Source organism: Aliivibrio friggae, from assembly GCF_057368515.1.
The window spans coordinates 693,632-711,716 of sequence record NZ_CM170648.1; the positions used below are offsets into that span (position 1 = coordinate 693,632).

The window sequence follows — 18,085 nt, forward strand, 5'->3', positions numbered from 1 at the left end:
GTTGGTAAAAAGATGATGTCACTTAGCGTGTAAGTGACATCTTTTCATTATGACGCCATTATTTCAATGATTTCATGATCTATATTTGGCATTCCTGTGGTTATCATTCTACCGATGTTCTTAATGGTTTTTTCTACATCTTCAGCAATAACGCCCTGTTTTGTTACGCAATGATTATTCAAAGCGAGTAGGGATGACTTCATTGCTGATTGAGCACTGCTGCCTACTTTCATTGCACAGGTTGATTTCGCACCATCACAGATCATTCCGCTGGTATCACTAATGGTATTTTGAATTGCAGAGCAAGATTGTTCGAATGTACCACCAGCCAAATATACCATCGCCATTGCAGCAGCAGCAGAGGTTACGGCATTACCACAAAATGCTGATAGTGGTGGATAATGAGATTTAATATAAATAGCCCCAAGGTGACTCATAATAAATGCTCTTGCTAATGCTTCTTCATCTGCATTATAAAAGTCAGCCATTTTAACGACAGGAATTGTTGCTGCTATACCTTGATTACCGCTACCATAATTAGACATCGCCGGTAAGGTTGCACCGCCCATTCGAGCGTCAGATGCTGCAGAGGTATAGATTAAAATATCACTGTCTAAGCTTTTTGAAAGCAGCCCAGTATCTATGTTCTTTTGATAAGTTCGGCCCACTTCTAAGCCGTATGGGTTATCCAATCCTTCTTGAGCAAGAGCAATATTGAGTTCTTTAGCTTCAAGGATAAATTTAATGTCATCAAATTTGGCTTGAGTAGCGAAATCATAAATCGAGGAAATAGTGATATCGACGCCATCACAAATAGAAGCGGTAGAGGCTTTTGGTAATGAAGAATCAAGTGTATAGGTGACATTACCATCAAGTCGTTTTTCTACAATGAGAGTATGCCCCCCACAGATGGTAACCTCTGCGTGATGTTGTAAGCCTTTAACGATAACGCGACAATAGATAAATTCATCAGTGGCCTCTCGTTTTACTTGAACTCGACCTGCATCAATAAGCTGTTGTGCTTCATTTACTTGAGATTCTGTCAGTTTTGCAAGTACTTCTAATCCAGCATCTGGGTTTCCACCAGTGGCGCCAGTAGCTGCGGCAATAGCAAGACCAACTCTACCTGTTCTTGGAACAAAAACACCCATACTATTTTTATACAAATTATCAGAGACAAAAACATCAATAGTTTCTGGTTTTTCTCCAAGCATCTGTGTTGCTACGCTTGTCGCATAGGCTGCACAAATAGGTTCAGTACACCCAAGGGCTGGTTTCACAACATTTTTTAAAATAGTAATGTATTGCTTCCAGGTAGAGTTCATTTTGTTCACCTTTTTAGTTATACCGTTGTTTTCTTATGAGCAATTGCTTCGACTTCAACTAATACGCCAAGCGGAAGATCTTTTACCGCAAAGCAAGAGCGTGCAGGGCAGTCGGTATGAAAAACGGTTTTATATACTTCATTAAATGCAGCGAAATCAGTGATGTTAGCAAGGTAGCAGGTTGTTTTTAAAACCGTATTTACATCGCCGTCAGCAGCTTCGATTACTGAAATTAAGTTTTTAAGAGACATTTCAGATTGAGCGGTAATCCCTCCTTCTACAACAGTTCCTGTTGAACCATCTACCGGTAATTGACCTGATGTAAAGATAAGACCATTAAATGCGGTGCCGTGAGAGTAAGGACCGATTGCTTCTGGTGCTGATTTTGCCACGATAATTTGCTTCATATGTATTGTCCTTTTTTGCAACTATTTTTGATTTTAAGTTTCAACTCTAAATATGCAAAAATAATTGCATTTAGTTTGTGTGAGTTGAATTTATGCTTATTTGTAAGGGATTGCAATTACTTTGTAGCAATTTTTTGTTTATTTTACGAACTGAGATCTCGCTATCATTTCAAATAAATTTGCATTGTTATTTTTAAATTAGAGAGTAGATTCTTCAAAAGTTGCAAGTTGGCGGCGATTTGTCGCTTTAAAATTATAAAAATAGTGATCCCTACAAAGATGGAGTTTTATATGAACACAGCTACATTAGCAGGACTTGGTCGTGGTCAAAGTGATATGACTGATTCTGAATGGAAAAAGGCCACCAAATTCGATAGCGTTGATATTGGTTGGATTGTTATCAGTATTGGTATGGCTATAGGGGCTGGGATTGTCTTCTTGCCTGTTCAAGTTGGGATTATGGGGATTTGGGTTTTCCTTCTGTCTTCAATTATTGGCTACCCAGCAATGTATTTGTTTCAAAAACTTTTTATCAACACCCTTGCCGAAGCAAAAACATGTACAGATTACCCAGGTGTGATTACTGGATATTTAGGTAAAAACTGGGGTGTGGCTTTAGGTGCTCTTTATTTCATTATGTTGGTTATTTGGGTATTGGTTTATTCATTAGCGGTAACCAATGATAGTTCTTCATACTTACACTCGTTTGGCGTTACTGAAGGGCACTTAAATGAGAATGTTTTCTATGGTTTAGGGCTGATCTGTGTTCTTGCTTTTATTGGCTCTAAAGGTGAGAAATTACTATTTAAACTATCTGGCTTTATGGCTGTAACGGTACTTTCATTAGTTGCTGTTATGGGCTTATTACTGGTTTCTCGTTGGGATTTTGCTAACGTTCCTGCTATTGGTTCGTTTGGCCCAATGTTAAAAGATGCGATTATCACGCTTCCATTCACATTAACGTCTATTCTTTTTATTCAATCTCTTAGCCCTATGGTTATCTCATATCGCTCACGTGAGACATCAATTGAAGTTGCGCGTTACAAATCACTAAGAGCAATGAATATTGCTTTTTCAATCTTATTTGTTGTTGTTTTCTTCTTTGCGGTATCGTTTACTTTTGCTATCAGCCAAGAGCAAGCCGCTGAAGCGATGAATAAAAATATCTCCGCTCTAGCCATTATTGCTCATTACTTCCCAGGAAGCTGGGCAACAGTTACAGGTATCGTGATTAATATTTTTGCTGTAGTAACGTCATTCTTCGGTGTATTTATGGCATTCCAAGAAGCGTGTCGTGGTTTAGCGATGAATGTTTTACTAAGACGTATGGATGAGTCTGCAATTAACAAAGAGTTAGTTAATAAACTTATCACAGTATTTATTGTTTTACTGGCTTGGTCAGCAGTCGCATTAAATGCACCTATCTTATCTTTCACATCAATTTGTAGCCCTGTATTTGGTTTGGTTGGTTGTTTAATTCCGGCTTACCTTGTTCATAAGGTACCAACACTTCATAAGTACAAAGGCTTATCAACTAACCTAATTATTGTTACAGGTATTCTTCTTTGTATCTCTCCAGTGTTAGCGTTTATCTAATTATAGAAAATTAATATATAGACATAAAAAATCCCAGAGAAGGAGAACTTACTCTGGGATTTTGCTATTTATGCTTTTGCTTATCTTAAATCAGTATTATTTATTTAAATAAGCAGCATGAAACTCTAGATGTTCATCAATAAACGTCGAAATAAAGAAGTAGCTGTGGTCGTAACCTGGTTGCATTCTTACTTCTACATCGGCACCAGATTGCTCTGCAGAAGAAAGCAGATATTCAGGTTTTAATTGTTCTTCTAAGAAACCATCAGCTTCACCTTGGTCTACTAAAATTGGCAATTTAGAGCCTTTTTTAAGTAGTTCTGAGCTATCGTATTCTTTCCAAGTCTCTTTATTATCACCAAGATATAGGCCTAATGCTTTTTGACCCCAAGGACAATTGATTGGGCTAGAAATAGGGCTAAACGCAGAGATAGACTGATATGCATCTTGGTTTTTCAAGCCAATGGTAATTGCACCATGACCACCCATACTATGCCCTGAAATCGATTTTTTATTTGAAACAGGGAAGTGATCTTCAATTAAAGATGGCAGCTCTTTTGTTACGTAATCATACATATGGTAATGACGATTCCATGGCGCTTGAGTTGCATTTAAGTAGAACCCTGCACCCAGACCAAAATCGTAAGCTGCTTCTGCATCATCAGCAGCATCTTCACCACGAGGGCTCGTATCCATAGCAACAATAGCAATGCCTAAGTCAGCGGCTTTTTTGAATGCCCCTGCTTTTTGCATGAAGTTTTCATCAGTACAAGTTAAGCCTGATAACCAGTATAAAACAGGAACAGGATTACTTTCAGAAGCGTTCGCTGGTAGAAAGATAGCAAAGCGCATATCACAATTTAGTGTAGATGATGTATGTGTATATTGTTTGTGCCAACCACCGGCAACTTTTGCTTGGCTGATATTTTCGATTGTCATGATGAGCCCTTTTATATTTTGATTCATATCAGCGAGATCACTGTATTGAATAGAGATCTACTGGTTGATTTTGAAGTGCTTTAAAATGAAGAATGAAACCTTCGCAAGATTATCTATAAATTGCGCCACCCACGCAGATAAACATACTTTCTTGATATAAAGCACTTAAAGATCAAAAGTAGAATAGGGGCTAGAGTATCTAACCCCTCACTTTTACTTATTTATCCATATGTAGAACAGTACGGATAGATTTACCTTCGTGCATTAAGTCGAACGCTGCGTTTACATCAGCAAGACCCATAGTGTGAGTGATGAAGTCATCAAGAGCGAACTCACCTTGCATGTAACGGTCAACGATACCTGGAAGCTCAGTACGGCCTTTAACACCACCGAATGCAGAGCCACGCCATACACGACCAGTCACAAGTTGGAAAGGACGAGTTGAGATCTCTTGACCAGCACCAGCAACACCGATGATGATTGATTCACCCCAGCCTTTGTGACAACACTCAAGTGCAGCACGCATTACGTTTACGTTACCGATACACTCAAAAGAGTAATCCACGCCGCCATCAGTCATTTCAACAATTACTTCTTGAATTGGCTTATCGAAGTTTGTTGGGTTAATGCAATCAGTTGCACCTAATTTTTTAGCTAGCTCGTATTTGCTTTCGTTCAAGTCAACACCGATGATGCGGCTTGCACCCGCCATTTTAGCGCCGATGATAGCTGAAAGACCGATACCACCAAGACCGAATACAGCAACCGTGTCGCCTTTTTCAACTTTAGCCGTGTTAAGAACCGCACCCATACCAGTCGTTACGCCACAACCTAGAAGACAAACTTCTTCAAGTGGTGCTTCTTTAGAAACTTTCGCTAGAGAGATTTCAGGAAGTACTGTGAATTCAGAGAACGTAGAGCAACCCATGTAATGGAAGATAGTTTCACCGTTGATAGAGAAACGACTTGTTCCATCAGGCATAAGGCCTTGACCTTGAGTTTCACGAACCGCCTGACAAAGGTTAGTTTTGCCAGATTTACAGAATTTACACTCACCACACTCAGCAGTGTAAAGAGGGATAACGTGGTCACCAACTTCAACGCTTGTTACGCCTTCGCCGATCATTTCAACAATACCGCCGCCTTCATGGCCTAGGATTGAAGGGAAGATACCTTCTGGATCATCACCAGAAAGAGTAAATAAATCAGTGTGACATACGCCAGTTGCAACGATGCGAACTAAAACTTCACCAGCTTTAGGAAGTTGAACATCCACTTCTTCCATTTTAAGAGGTTCGCCAGCAGCCCAAGCTACCATTGCTTTAGATTTAATTGATGTTTGACCTGGTTTAATATCAAGAGCCATTGGTTTTTCCTTATTAATATATTCGGATGAGCAGTCAACTAAAGCGTAGTTGAGTTTTGTATTTCTGCCCTCTCGTTTTGATGTGGCTAGTATAGGTGTTTCTAAAGAATTGATAATCCCCCTAAAATGAAAATGATTTTTACGAAAATGTAATAATACTTAGACTTTTAGTTGATCACGGAGTCTTTATGATTAGAAAGGTAAATAATAAAGGGAGGTATGCGCTAATATCGAATAAAAAGTGTGAAGCATAAAACAGCCCGCTAGAGGTTATCCAACGGGCTTTCATAGAGGTTATGCGGAGTAAGATGTTTGAGATAATGATTGCTTTTCAGTTAGTGGCTTTTGTTTCTTCTGCCATTTATCAATGACTAAAGCGGCAATCATATCCCCCTCAACGTTAACCGCAGTACGGAAAGTATCAAGTGGACGTTCAATGATTAACAGGATTGCGATAGCTTCTAATGGGATCCCTGCAGCCAAAAGAACTAATTGCATGCCTGACATAGATCCTGATGGCATTCCGGGTGCACCAACAGAAGATACCATTGCCATAATAAAAATCATGACTAATCCTGAAGTTGTTAAATCAACCCCAAAAAGTTGAGCTAAGAATATAGCAGCAACACCTTCAAATAATGCAGTTCCATCCATATTCATTACCGCACCAAGGGGTAATACCATACTGCTTGTACTTTGTGATACACCAAGTTTTTCTTGGGCACTTTGCATTGCTAATGGCAAAGTTGCAGAGCTAGAAGAGGTAGCAAAAGCCATCGCCATAGGAGCGGATATTGCTTTAAATAAGGTTGTATATTTAATGCCTGTTGCTAGTTTTGCAATCGTTGGTAAAACAATAGCGCCATGAATTAAAGTAAGAATAAAAACCAGTAGAGCAAATAGAGCTAACTGTTCAAATAAAGACTCACCACCACGGATACTAAAATCAAAAATAATGGCAAATACTGCGAGTGGAGATAATTTAATTATCCAACCTACTATCGTATTAATACTTTTATTTAAGCCATTGAGTAGATCAAAAATAGGGTGTTTTTCTGGTAATGAGGAGAGTAAAGCTAATCCCAACATGAATGAAAACACAACGATAGCGAGCAAATTTCCCTGAGATAATGCAGCAACTGGATTTACAAAAGCCATATTTAGCAGTTTACCTGCAATGGCAGCGCCACCAGCGGACTCTTCGCTAATGAGCTGAACGTTGTCACCAACAGGTGCAAACTCCGTCAGAGGTTGCCATGCAGGTAATAGTAATGAGGCACCTAAACCAAGAGAAATGGCCAACAGTGTAGTAAAGCTATAGAACAGTAGGGTATTACGACCGACTTGCTTTAGGCGAGTGATAGAACCAATACTTGTTATGCCTTGAAGTAAAGAAAACATAACGACCAGACCAACTACCATTTTAAGCAAACCGATATAAGTGACTTTACCTAGCATCACTAATTGATACCAAGAAGCTTGTGTTACGTCAGTTGTCGGAGAAATAAATAGGGTAAAAAGCCATGCAAGTAATGCAGCTAGTAGCAATTGCAAAGGCAAAGATTGACGAAGGTTAGTCAACATAATCATGGTTTCCAGTGGTTTGGATAGGAGGCTTTATACGTTTATTGAAGGACTTTTCCTTTAATAAACATATGTACCTTTAAAAAATAAAGCCCGTTTGAAATGAATCTAACGGGCTTTACGTTTAGTTAATGATGGTTAAATTTTAAATGTTAGAGCTTATTTATCCATATGTAGAACAGTACGGATAGATTTACCTTCGTGCATTAGATCGAACGCTGCGTTTACATCAGCAAGACCCATAGTGTGAGTGATGAAATCATCAAGAGCGAATTCACCTTGCATGTAACGGTCAACGATACCTGGAAGCTCAGTACGGCCTTTAACACCACCGAATGCAGAGCCACGCCATACACGACCAGTCACAAGTTGGAATGGACGAGTTGAGATCTCTTGACCCGCACCAGCAACACCGATGATGATTGATTCACCCCAACCTTTGTGACAACACTCAAGTGCAGCACGCATTACGTTTACGTTACCGATACACTCAAAAGAGTAATCCACGCCGCCATCAGTCATTTCAACAATTACTTCTTGAATTGGCTTATCGAAGTTTGTTGGGTTGATGCAATCAGTTGCACCTAATTTTTTAGCCAGTTCATATTTGCTTTCGTTCAAGTCAACACCGATGATGCGGCTTGCACCCGCCATTTTCGCACCGATGATAGCGGAAAGACCGATACCACCAAGACCGAATACAGCAACCGTGTCGCCTTTTTCAACTTTAGCTGTGTTAAGAACCGCACCCATACCAGTCGTTACGCCACAACCTAGAAGACAAACTTCTTCAAGTGGTGCTTCTTTAGAAACTTTCGCTAAAGAGATTTCAGGAAGTACTGTGAATTCAGAGAACGTAGAGCAACCCATGTAATGGAAGATAGTTTCACCGTTGATAGAAAAACGACTTGTTCCATCAGGCATAAGGCCTTGACCTTGAGTTTCACGAACCGCCTGACAAAGGTTAGTTTTGCCAGATTTACAGAATTTACACTCACCACACTCAGCAGTGTAAAGAGGGATAACGTGGTCGCCAACTTCAACGCTTGTTACGCCTTCGCCGATCATTTCAACAATACCGCCGCCTTCATGGCCTAGGATTGATGGGAAGATACCTTCAGGATCATCACCAGAAAGAGTGAATAAGTCAGTGTGGCATACGCCAGTAGCAATGATGCGAACTAAAACTTCACCAGCTTTAGGAAGTTGAACATCTACTTCTTCCATTTTAAGAGGTTCGCCAGCAGCCCAAGCTACCATTGCTTTAGATTTGATGTGAGTTTGATTAGGTTTAATATCAAGAGCCATTGGTTTTTCCTTATTGGGATAATTTAATCGACGACATAAATAACAGTTTTATTTTAAGTGTAATGCAATTTTTTGTTTGTGCTCGTCGTCTTGTTGGGTGCCATTATAAGTATTTCCCACCAATTGATAATACGGTAGAATAGTAAATAATTTTTACGAATATGTAATAATACTAGTGGAGAACAGCCAGTGATTGATTGGGAAGGGGTAACTGAATTTGTTGCCGTTGCTGAAGCGCAAAGCTTTACAGGAGCAGCCAGAGCTCTTGATACATCGGTGGCTCAAATTAGTCGTAAAGTAGCAGCGTTAGAAGATCGTTTATCCATTAAGTTATTGATCCGAACAACGAGAAAAGTATCTGTAACTGAAGCAGGGCAAACCTATTATCAGCATTGTCGCCATTTAGTTGAGGGGTTAAAGCAAGCAGATAGAGCGATCACTGAGCTTAACGCAACGCCTCAGGGCCGCTTAAAGATCACGTCGTCAGTAACTTATGGTGAGCAGCTAATTGCACCACTGCTTAGCGATTTTATGCTGATGTACCCACAGCTTGAGCTTGAATTAATTTTATCAAATCAAACATTAGACTTGGTTGAACAGGATTTTGATCTAGCGATTCGATTAGGCCGATTAACCGATTCAACCATGATGGCAAAGCGTCTATCTAGCAGACAAGTTCGAGTGTGTGCCTCTCCTGGTTATATTGAGAAACATGGTGAGCCTCATACCTTATCTGAATTATCGCAACACAATTGCTTGGTTGGTAGCTTACCTATCTGGCGCTTTATCGAAAATAAAAAAGAAAAAAGCGTAAGAGTAAAAGGATCTGTTCACTGTAATAGCGGGGCCGCTTTAACGAATGCGGCATTAAAAGGTTTAGGCATTGTTCAGTTGCCTGATTTTTATGTTCAAGAGTCGATGGATAAAGGTGAGCTTGTAGAGATACTAGTACCTTATCGTGAGCCAAAAGAAGGGATCTGGGCGGTATATCCAAATAATCGACATCTTTCCACTAAGATTCGTTTATTGGTTGAGTTCCTAGCAAAAGAATTAGCAGAGTAACTATGACGGTTGAAATAGAAACTAAAGACGCACACCGCTATATGCAACGCGCTATGGAACTTGCCACGATAGCTGAAAAAGAGGGCGAAGTGCCAGTCGGAGCTGTGATTGTTTTAGATGGTAAGATCATTGGGGAAGGGTGGAACCGTTCAATTGGTACTCATGATGCCACTGCTCATGCTGAGATGATGGCGATTAAAGAGGCAGGTAAAACCATCGAAAATTATCGGCTAGTCGATGCGACTTTATATGTCACATTAGAACCATGCCCTATGTGTGCAGGTGCTATTGTTCACAGCCGCATTAAGGATGTGGTTTTTGGTGCGACAGATATGAAAACAGGCGCATCTGGCAGTGTGATTAATCTATTTACTTCTGCAACCGCATTTCATTTTGTGGAGTGTGAATCTGGAGTGATGGAAGAAGAGTGTAGAGCACAGCTACAAGCTTTTTTTAAACGTAGACGTAAAGAGAAAAAAGAAGAACGTAAGTTACAGCGGGAAGCTGAATTGAAAAATCAGATGATGGATTAATCGAGAAGATAAAGAAAATATAGTAGAGAAGGCAAATTGAATTATCGCAATTTGCCTTTTTACTGCGTGCGAATAAAAAATTGTCGCCTAAAGATTAGCGACAAGAGAATGCTTCGCCTTCATCAAACAGTGACATAGCATAAGTACGTTGACGATGAAGTACTTTCTTATGGTTATTTAACAGCTTACGTCGACGTTGAGTGCTGCCTTTTAGCGAGGTACTTGGTTTAAGTTTTCTTCTATTAGAGAGCATGGGCTCCCCCTTAATTTAACGAATAAAAATTAAAGTACGTTTAACTTTAATTGGCATGATCTTGAGAACAAGTTAATTCAGAGTATGTGTTAATTGTTACCGTAACATGAACATGCCATTTAGTAAGTTTTTTTAACAATTTTTATTACCAGCAAATAGAGACTTATTTGCTAGATGTGGCATTACTAATCGTCGCAGCTGCAGAAGAAAGTGGAACATCAATTACGGTTAAACCTTCAACCGTAATTTCTTCTTGGATCAACTTGTTTGCTTGTTCTTGTTCATAGCCAATAATACTTTGGTAATAACGGCGAATGTTCTCTACATAATTTTGAGCTTCATCGCCACGAGCAAAACCATAACGAAGATATTTGTAATAACGCTTCTGACGTAATAGCGGTAAGTTATCTTTTACATCAGTCCAAGAGTCTGGATCTCCACCTAAGCGCTTAGTTAATCGACGCGCATCCATCATGTGTCCAAAGCCAATATTGTAAGAGGCAAGGGCAAACCAAATCTTTTCATGTTCTGTTATTGAATCCGGTACTCGTTTTACTATACGACGTAAATATTCAGCTCCGCCGCGAATACTTTGCTCTGGGCTCAAGCGATTTTTAACGCCAACAGATTGAGCTGTTGGAAGCGTTAACATCATCATGCCTCGTACGCCTGTTGGTGATTTTGCTAACGGGTTCCAATGTGATTCTTGGTATGACAAAGCAGCTAAGAAACGCCAATCAAAGTCACCTGCGTACTTTTTAAATAGAGGTTCCCATTTAGGAAGTTTGCTCTCTAATGCACGAATGAAAGCGCGTGTATCAACATAATCAAACGATTCAACATGACCAAAATATTTTTCTTCTAAAAGAGCCAGTTTACCACTTTCTTTTAGCTCACCAAAAAATTCAATGACCAGAGCTTGTAAACTATCGTCCTCTGTTTTTTGTAAGAACCAAGCGACAGGCTGATCCTCGGTTAGCTCAAAAGCAACCGCTAACTCAGGGTGAATACGTTGTGTGAGTGATAATTCAACCGAGTCAGCTAGCGTGTAGTGAATTTCTCCATTAGCGACTTTTTTCAATAATTCACTAACATCGGTATCGGCTTCGGTATGCCACTCAAGTTTAGGGTGCTTCTCTTTTAACTTGGTTAACGTGCCTTCAAAACTTGAATCTTTAACGATAGTTACGTTTTCATCAAGTTGAGTTAAGTTCTTAATGTTACGCGGACGCCAACTGCCTTTTTTATAAACGACTTGTTGGCTGACATAGTAATAGACAGGCCCTGGATTATATTCAGCTAAGCGTTCAGGAGTAATAGTCATATTAGCTGCAATAATATCAACTTCATTACGATTGAGAGCAGGGAATAAGCCTGAGTAAGTATATGCAGGAGTGATCTCGAGTTTAACTTCCAATTTTTCAGCAAAGGCTTTTGCAAGATCGTAATCCAATCCTGTTGGGCCATTAGAACCAATATAATAAGAAAGCTGATTATTTAATGTACTGACTCGTAAAACACCGCGTTCTCTGACCTGCTCTAGCTTTGTTTTTGGCTCTGATTCTACTTGGCACCCTGTGAGGGTAAAAACCAGTGTAGAAATAACAAGGCAAGATTTTAGAAGACGATGATAAGGGATGCGGCTCAAGTCAGAATGCTCTTTTAAATAAGTAGGGCGTAGTTATATCAAATGGGATATCAAGAGGCAAAAGCACGGTAACAAATTACAACAATTATTAGAGATTGAGACAGTTTATTTTTATGGTTGTTTGTTTTTCATTCAAATTTATCTAATTAAGAGGACATTTACACTTTTTTTTAAAAAAATACGCAAACGGTTGCTTTTGGTGTTACTTCACAAAACAAAATCCTTTATAATGCGTTCGCAATAGCAGAGGTAACATCGGCATAGCCACATGAGTTATGAATATTTAATTGAGTTAAGTATTTATAACAGCATGAAACTATTCCAATATTACCTTTAATTCATTGCCAAAGAGACCTAAGTACATGAGAATTTTGCGTGGTTCACCTGCTCTATCTGAATTTCGTGTTAACAAGCTACTTGAGCTTTGTTGCGAGCTAAATTTACCTGTTACTGGTATTTATGCTGAATTTACCCATTTTGCTGATGTAACGGCAGACCTTGATGCGTCTGAGGTTGCTAAGTTAGAAAAATTACTGACTTACGGTCCAACGATTGAAGAACATGAGCCTGAAGGTTTATTGCTTCTTTCTACTCCTCGCCCGGGCACTATTTCTCCTTGGTCTTCAAAATCTACTGATATTGCTCGTAACTGTGGTTTAGTTAACATCGCACGTTTAGAGCGCGGCACAGCTTATTACGTAGAAACGTCTGAAACACTTTCTGAACTTCAATTAGTCGAACTAAAAGCCATTCTTCATGATCGCATGATGGAAGTGGTCTTTACTGATTTTGAATCAGCAGCGGCATTATTTACGGTAGCGGAGCCTGCACCATACGCAGAAGTTGATCTACTTGTTGGTGGCCGTAAAGCGCTAGAAAACGCAAACGTTACCCTTGGTCTTGCACTGGCTGAAGATGAAATAGATTACCTATTAGAAAGCTTTACTGAAAAGCTAGGTCGTAACCCAACTGACATCGAATTAATGATGTTTGCACAAGCGAACTCAGAGCATTGTCGTCACAAGATCTTCAATGCGGATTGGACTATCGATGGGGTTAAGCAAGATAAATCATTATTCAAAATGATCAAAAACACCTTCGAAGTAACCCCTGAAAACGTACTGTCTGCTTATAAAGATAACGCAGCTGTAATGACGGGTTCTACTGTCGGTCGCTTTTTCCCAGATCCAGAAACTCGTGGCTATGGTTACCATCAAGAGAAAACACACATCTTGATGAAAGTAGAAACGCATAACCACCCAACAGCAATCTCTCCTTGGCCGGGTGCGTCAACAGGTTCTGGCGGTGAAATCCGTGATGAAGGCGCAACAGGTATCGGTGGTAAACCAAAAGCAGGTTTAGTCGGTTTCTCTGTATCTAACTTAAAAATCCCTAATTTTGTTCAACCGTGGGAAACGGATTTTGGTAAGCCAAGCCGTATCGTTACTGCGCTTGATATTATGCTTGAAGGCCCTCTAGGTGGCGCGGCATTTAACAATGAATTTGGTCGTCCAAACCTATTAGGTTACTTCCGTACTTATGAAGAAAAAGTAAACTCTCATAATGGTGAGGAAGTACGTGGTTACCACAAACCAATCATGCTTGCGGGTGGTTTAGGTAATATTCGTGATGATCATGTTCAGAAGAAAGAGATCCCAGTAGGCGCAAGCTTAATCGTACTTGGTGGTCCTGCGATGAACATCGGCCTTGGCGGCGGTGCAGCATCTTCAATGGACTCAGGCTCTTCTTCTGAAGATCTAGATTTCGCTTCAGTACAACGTGAAAACCCAGAAATGGAACGTCGTTGTCAGGAAGTTATCGACCGTTGTTGGCAACTTGGTGATGCAAACCCAATCGCATTTATCCACGATGTGGGTGCGGGTGGTATTTCAAACGCATTACCTGAACTTGTTGATGATGGTGAGCGTGGCGGTATCTTTAACTTACGTGATGTTCCGAATGATGAGCCGGGCATGAGCCCACTTGAAATTTGGTGTAATGAATCTCAAGAGCGTTACGTAATGGCCGTTGCTGATAAAGACTTAGCGACATTTGAAGCGATTTGTAAGCGTGAACGTGCACCATATGCGGTAGTTGGTAAAGCAACTGAAGAGCGTGAGCTGAAATTAGAAGATTCACATTTCGACAATACACCAATTGATATGCCAATGGACATCCTTCTAGGCAAAACGCCTAAGATGCACCGTGATGCGAAAACACTAAAAGCGAATAACCCAGCCATTGATCGTTCAGGCATTGAAATGAATGATGCTATTGAGCGTGTTCTTCGTTTACCAACAGTGGCTGAGAAAACATTCTTAATCACGATTGGTGACCGTTCGGTGACAGGTCTTGTGGCTCGTGATCAAATGGTTGGCCCATGGCAGGTTCCTGTTGCTAACTGTGCGGTAACTGCGGCAAGTTATGATACTTACCACGGTGAAGCGATGTCTCTTGGTGAGCGTACACCCGTTGCTCTTCTAGACTTTGGAGCATCAGCTCGTTTAGCGGTTGGTGAAGCAATTACCAACATTGCAGCGACAAATATTGGCGATATTAAGAATATTAAATTATCTGCAAACTGGATGTCTCCAGCGGGTCACCCTGGTGAAGATGCAGGTCTTTACGAAGCCGTTAAAGCGGTAGGTGAAGAGCTTTGTCCGGCACTTGGTCTAACTATTCCAGTGGGCAAAGATTCAATGTCGATGAAGACTAAGTGGGAAGAGAATGGTGAGCAGAAAGAAGTTACTTCTCCTCTTTCTCTTGTTATTACTGCATTTGCTCGAATTGAAGATGTGCGTAAAACAATTACTCCTCAGCTTCGCACTGACAAAGGCAATACAAGCCTAGTTCTTATCGATTTAGGTAATGGTAAAAACCGTATGGGTGCGACAGCACTAGCGCAGGTTTACAAACAACTTGGTGATAAGCCAGCAGACGTAGACAACGCAGTACAGCTAAAAGGCTTCTACGAAGGCATTCAGACCTTAATCGCAAATGATCAAGTAGTGGCTTACCACGATAAAGGCGATGGCGGTTTATTTGTAACGCTTGCAGAAATGGCATTTGCTGGTCACTGTGGTGTGAGTGCGAACATTGAAGCATTAGGCGAAGATACATTAGCTGCATTATTTAACGAAGAGTTAGGTGCGGTAATCCAAGTTCGTAATGACGATTTAGATTCGGTGTTGTCAACATTAGCAGCAAATGAGCTAGGTGAATGTTCACACGTTATTGGTTCTGTTGAAGCGTCTGACGAAGTGGTTATTAAGTCTGGTGAGCAGGTTATAGTAGAACGTAACCGTACTGAATTACGTACTATCTGGGCAGAAACTACGCATAAAATGCAAGGTTTACGTGATAATCCTGTATGTGCAGACCAAGAACATGAAGCGAAGAAAGACAACTCAGACCCAGGTCTAAACGTTAGCCTAAGCTTTGATGTAAACGAAGATATTGCAGCGCCTTATATCAACCTAGGTGCTAAACCTAAGATGGCAATTCTACGTGAGCAAGGTGTTAACTCTCACGTTGAAATGGCAGCAGCGTTTGACCGCGCAGGCTTCGAAGCAACTGACATTCACATGAGTGATATCCTAACGGGTCAAGCGGTACTAGAAGAGTACAACGGTCTTGTGGCGTGTGGTGGCTTCTCTTACGGTGATGTACTAGGCGCTGGTGAAGGTTGGGCTAAATCAGTTCTGTTTAACGACTCTACGCGTGACCAATTTGAAAACTTCTTCAAGCGTGAAGATACGTTCTCTCTAGGTGTATGTAATGGTTGTCAGATGTTATCTAACCTACGTGAACTTATCCCTGGTGCAGAGTATTGGCCACGTTTCGTTCGTAACGAATCAGAGCGTTTTGAAGCGCGTTTCAGCCTAGTTGAAGTTCAGAAGTCTGATTCTGTATTTTTCAATGGGATGGAAGGTTCTCGTATGCCAATCGCTGTTTCTCACGGTGAAGGCCGCGTAGAAGTTCGTGATAACGACCACCTAAACGCGATTGAAAACTCAGGAACTGTTGCTCTACGTTATGTTGATAACAACGGTAATCAAACGCAGCAATATCCAAATAACCCGAACGGTTCACCAAACGCTATCACAGGTTTAACAACAACGGACGGTCGTGTAACGATCATGATGCCTCACCCAGAGCGTGTATTCCGTACTGTTGCTAACTCTTGGGCTCCTGAGACTTGGGGCGAGAATGGTGCTTGGATGCGTATGTTCCAAAACGCTCGTAAGAATATCGGTTAATTAGGTTCATACCTGACAAGTATTTATTAGGATGAATAAAAATTTGTGATAAATATTAAAATTTTTATGAATGCAATGTCCTATAATGAATAAAAGAGTTGGGTAAAGACGGCTCTTTTTAAAAAAAACCGCTGAGGCTTAGGCTTCAGCGGTTTTTTTGTTAGAATAACGCTTTATTTTTATCTGTTGGAAGAAACAATGAAAGATACGCACGTTACGATTGGTTTGAGTAACCCAAAAAGCCCAACGAATGTCGGCGCAGTGATGCGTGCTGCTGGTTGTTATCAAGTTGATGATGTTCGTTATACGGGTGAGAGATATGATCGTGCGGCAAAGTTTCAAACGGATACTAAAAAAGTAGCCAACAAGATCCCGCTAACCAGTGTTGAGTGTTTATTGGATGAATTACCAGCAGACATGAAAGTGGTGTGTGTTGAACTTGCTGAGGGAGCGATATCTCTTCCTGAGTTTCAACATCCAGACAAAGCAATTTATGTTTTTGGCCCTGAAGATGGTTCAATTACCCAACAGGTTGCAGATAGAGCAGATCATGTCGTTTATGTTCCAACCGTTGGTTGCATGAATTTAGCTGCGACTGTCAATGTACTTCTATATGATCGATTAGCAAAATCTGTTGATATTGTGAAAGGTGATGAGTTGATCCGCAGTAGTCGAGACAACCGCAATCATTTAGTTGTAAAAAAATAAGATCAACTTCTCCTTTAAAGCGCTTATAGATTGACATCTTTTTGATGCATTTTTGGCTAGATGTGTTCTAATAGCGGGCATTAAAGGGAATGCAGATATTGTACTGCAGTTATAGATGGATTTTTTAACAATGATCTATCCCTTAACTATCGAATTCTAGGAAAAAAAAATGGCAAAATTTGATTACCGTATTGTAGAAAAACGTAACGCTTGGGCTGCTGAAATTACGCGCCAAGTAACTTCTCGCAGAACGGTTGTATCTAAGCGTCAGCTTGGTTTTGAAAGCGAAGCAGAAGCAGTTGAATGGGCAGAGAAAGAGCTTGTTGAATTTGCAAAAACGCAAGCAGTTCGTAATGATCGTAAAGCGGAACAACGCAGCGAAAAAGAAGAAATGATCGCGCGTAAGAAAGAAAAATCAGCAGCACAAAAAGCGGAATATGAAGCCGCTCGTGATGCAGCAAACGATGAAGACGAATACGATTACGACGAAGAGTAATTTGTCATCACAGTAATGTGATAGAAAAATAGATATCATGAAATGGCAGTTATTCGTAACTGCCATTTTTTATATTTCCAATAAAGTAATTTCACTTATGATAGAAAAAGAAGCGTTATTAAGCTCCATCATTCAGGAGCTGCGTCAAATTCATCAAATGGCAGTAGAAGCCACGCAACGAGCCATTGATCAAGCGACAGATAAAGAAGCGATTGCACGCAGTAAGTATGAAACCTTTGGCTTAGAAGCCTCTTATTTAGCTCATGGGCAAGCACTACGAGTTGCTGAGTGTGAAGCTGATATTCTAGCGTATCGTAAATTACCGCGTTTAGAATATAGTGAAGAGAGTGCAATTAACCAATGCGCTTTAGTGACGCTTGTAAATCAAGATGATGTCGAGAGTATGTTTTTTATCGGTCCGTCAGCGGGTGGAGTAAAAGTAACTCATAATACAATGATATTTTCACTAATAACGCCGTCAGCTCCGCTTGGGAAAGCCATGATAGGGCAGCAACTTGGTGATGAGTTTGAATTGAATTTAGCTGGCAAGAAGCAGCAATATGAAATTATAGATGTGCAGTAATAACAGATAGTTCATTAT

General features: G+C 40.4%; 15 protein-coding genes. 7 read left to right on the forward strand and 8 right to left on the reverse strand.

Translation table 11 applies throughout. The features are described from left to right. Positions 1-47 precede the first annotated feature (47 nt). Positions 48-1,325: an L-cysteine desulfidase family protein gene (locus tag AC2INI_RS03240; RefSeq protein ID WP_486305329.1), complete on the reverse strand. Its 1,278-nt coding sequence runs from the start codon at positions 1,323-1,325 to the stop codon at positions 48-50. Positions 1,326-1,342: 17 nt separating this feature from the next. Beyond that, positions 1,343-1,732, reverse strand: a complete 390-nt coding sequence (locus AC2INI_RS03245) for a Rid family detoxifying hydrolase (RefSeq protein ID WP_486305330.1) — start codon at positions 1,730-1,732, stop codon at positions 1,343-1,345. A 291-nt stretch (positions 1,733-2,023) separates the two neighbouring features. Here AC2INI_RS03245 and AC2INI_RS03250 point away from each other — a divergent pair, with 291 nt between their 5' ends. Next, positions 2,024-3,328 carry an SLC5/6 family protein gene (locus AC2INI_RS03250; RefSeq protein ID WP_122035959.1) on the forward strand — a complete coding sequence of 435 codons (1,305 nt, stop codon included), beginning with the start codon at positions 2,024-2,026 and terminating at the stop codon, positions 3,326-3,328. Positions 3,329-3,424: 96 nt separating this feature from the next. Here AC2INI_RS03250 and fghA read toward each other — a convergent pair whose 3' ends face one another. The 4 genes from fghA to AC2INI_RS03270 all read right to left on the reverse strand — a co-directional run bounded on the left by fghA (position 3,425) and on the right by AC2INI_RS03270 (position 8,525). Further along, entirely contained in the window at positions 3,425-4,267 is an 843-nt protein-coding gene (gene fghA / locus AC2INI_RS03255) for an S-formylglutathione hydrolase (RefSeq protein ID WP_486305331.1), read from the reverse strand. Between the two features lie 217 nt (positions 4,268-4,484). Next, entirely contained in the window at positions 4,485-5,633 is a 1,149-nt protein-coding gene (locus AC2INI_RS03260) for an S-(hydroxymethyl)glutathione dehydrogenase/class III alcohol dehydrogenase (protein ID WP_486305332.1), read from the reverse strand. A gap of 294 nt (positions 5,634-5,927) precedes the next feature. After that, entirely contained in the window at positions 5,928-7,217 is a 1,290-nt protein-coding gene (locus tag AC2INI_RS03265; RefSeq protein ID WP_122035953.1) for a dicarboxylate/amino acid:cation symporter, read from the reverse strand. A gap of 159 nt (positions 7,218-7,376) precedes the next feature. Then, positions 7,377-8,525, reverse strand: coding sequence for an S-(hydroxymethyl)glutathione dehydrogenase/class III alcohol dehydrogenase (locus tag AC2INI_RS03270; RefSeq protein WP_486305333.1), 1,149 nt, complete (start codon positions 8,523-8,525; stop codon positions 7,377-7,379). Positions 8,526-8,714: 189 nt separating this feature from the next. Here AC2INI_RS03270 and AC2INI_RS03275 point away from each other — a divergent pair, with 189 nt between their 5' ends. Together AC2INI_RS03275 and tadA are read left to right on the forward strand one after the other, a co-directional pair. Next, positions 8,715-9,587, forward strand: coding sequence for a LysR substrate-binding domain-containing protein (locus AC2INI_RS03275; RefSeq protein WP_122035949.1), 873 nt, complete (start codon positions 8,715-8,717; stop codon positions 9,585-9,587). Between the two features lie 2 nt (positions 9,588-9,589). Then, positions 9,590-10,120: a tRNA adenosine(34) deaminase TadA gene (tadA, locus tag AC2INI_RS03280; protein WP_486305334.1), complete on the forward strand. Its 531-nt coding sequence runs from the start codon at positions 9,590-9,592 to the stop codon at positions 10,118-10,120. A gap of 94 nt (positions 10,121-10,214) precedes the next feature. On the opposite strand, the gene AC2INI_RS03285 is transcribed toward tadA, so the two are convergent. Next, positions 10,215-10,373: a hypothetical protein gene (locus AC2INI_RS03285; protein WP_162922543.1), complete on the reverse strand. Its 159-nt coding sequence runs from the start codon at positions 10,371-10,373 to the stop codon at positions 10,215-10,217. Positions 10,374-10,536: 163 nt separating this feature from the next. Next, positions 10,537-12,021, reverse strand: coding sequence for a membrane-bound lytic murein transglycosylase MltF (gene mltF / locus AC2INI_RS03290; RefSeq protein WP_486305335.1), 1,485 nt, complete (start codon positions 12,019-12,021; stop codon positions 10,537-10,539). A gap of 362 nt (positions 12,022-12,383) precedes the next feature. Here mltF and purL point away from each other — a divergent pair, with 362 nt between their 5' ends. The 4 genes from purL (at position 12,384) to AC2INI_RS03310 (ending at position 18,067) form a co-directional block, all read left to right on the forward strand. Further along, entirely contained in the window at positions 12,384-16,280 is a 3,897-nt protein-coding gene (gene purL / locus AC2INI_RS03295; RefSeq protein WP_486305336.1) for a phosphoribosylformylglycinamidine synthase, read from the forward strand. Between the two features lie 198 nt (positions 16,281-16,478). Continuing rightward, complete coding sequence (locus AC2INI_RS03300) at positions 16,479-16,988, forward strand: RNA methyltransferase (protein WP_122035941.1); 510 nt, start codon at positions 16,479-16,481, stop codon at positions 16,986-16,988. Between the two features lie 169 nt (positions 16,989-17,157). Further along, positions 17,158-17,484: a DUF3622 domain-containing protein gene (locus AC2INI_RS03305; protein WP_274443932.1), complete on the forward strand. Its 327-nt coding sequence runs from the start codon at positions 17,158-17,160 to the stop codon at positions 17,482-17,484. Between the two features lie 97 nt (positions 17,485-17,581). Beyond that, the gene (locus tag AC2INI_RS03310; RefSeq protein WP_486305337.1) at positions 17,582-18,067 is read left to right on the forward strand and encodes a GreA/GreB family elongation factor; all 486 of its coding nucleotides are present in this window, start codon (positions 17,582-17,584) and stop codon (positions 18,065-18,067) included. The last annotated feature ends 18 nt before the right edge of the window (positions 18,068-18,085 follow it).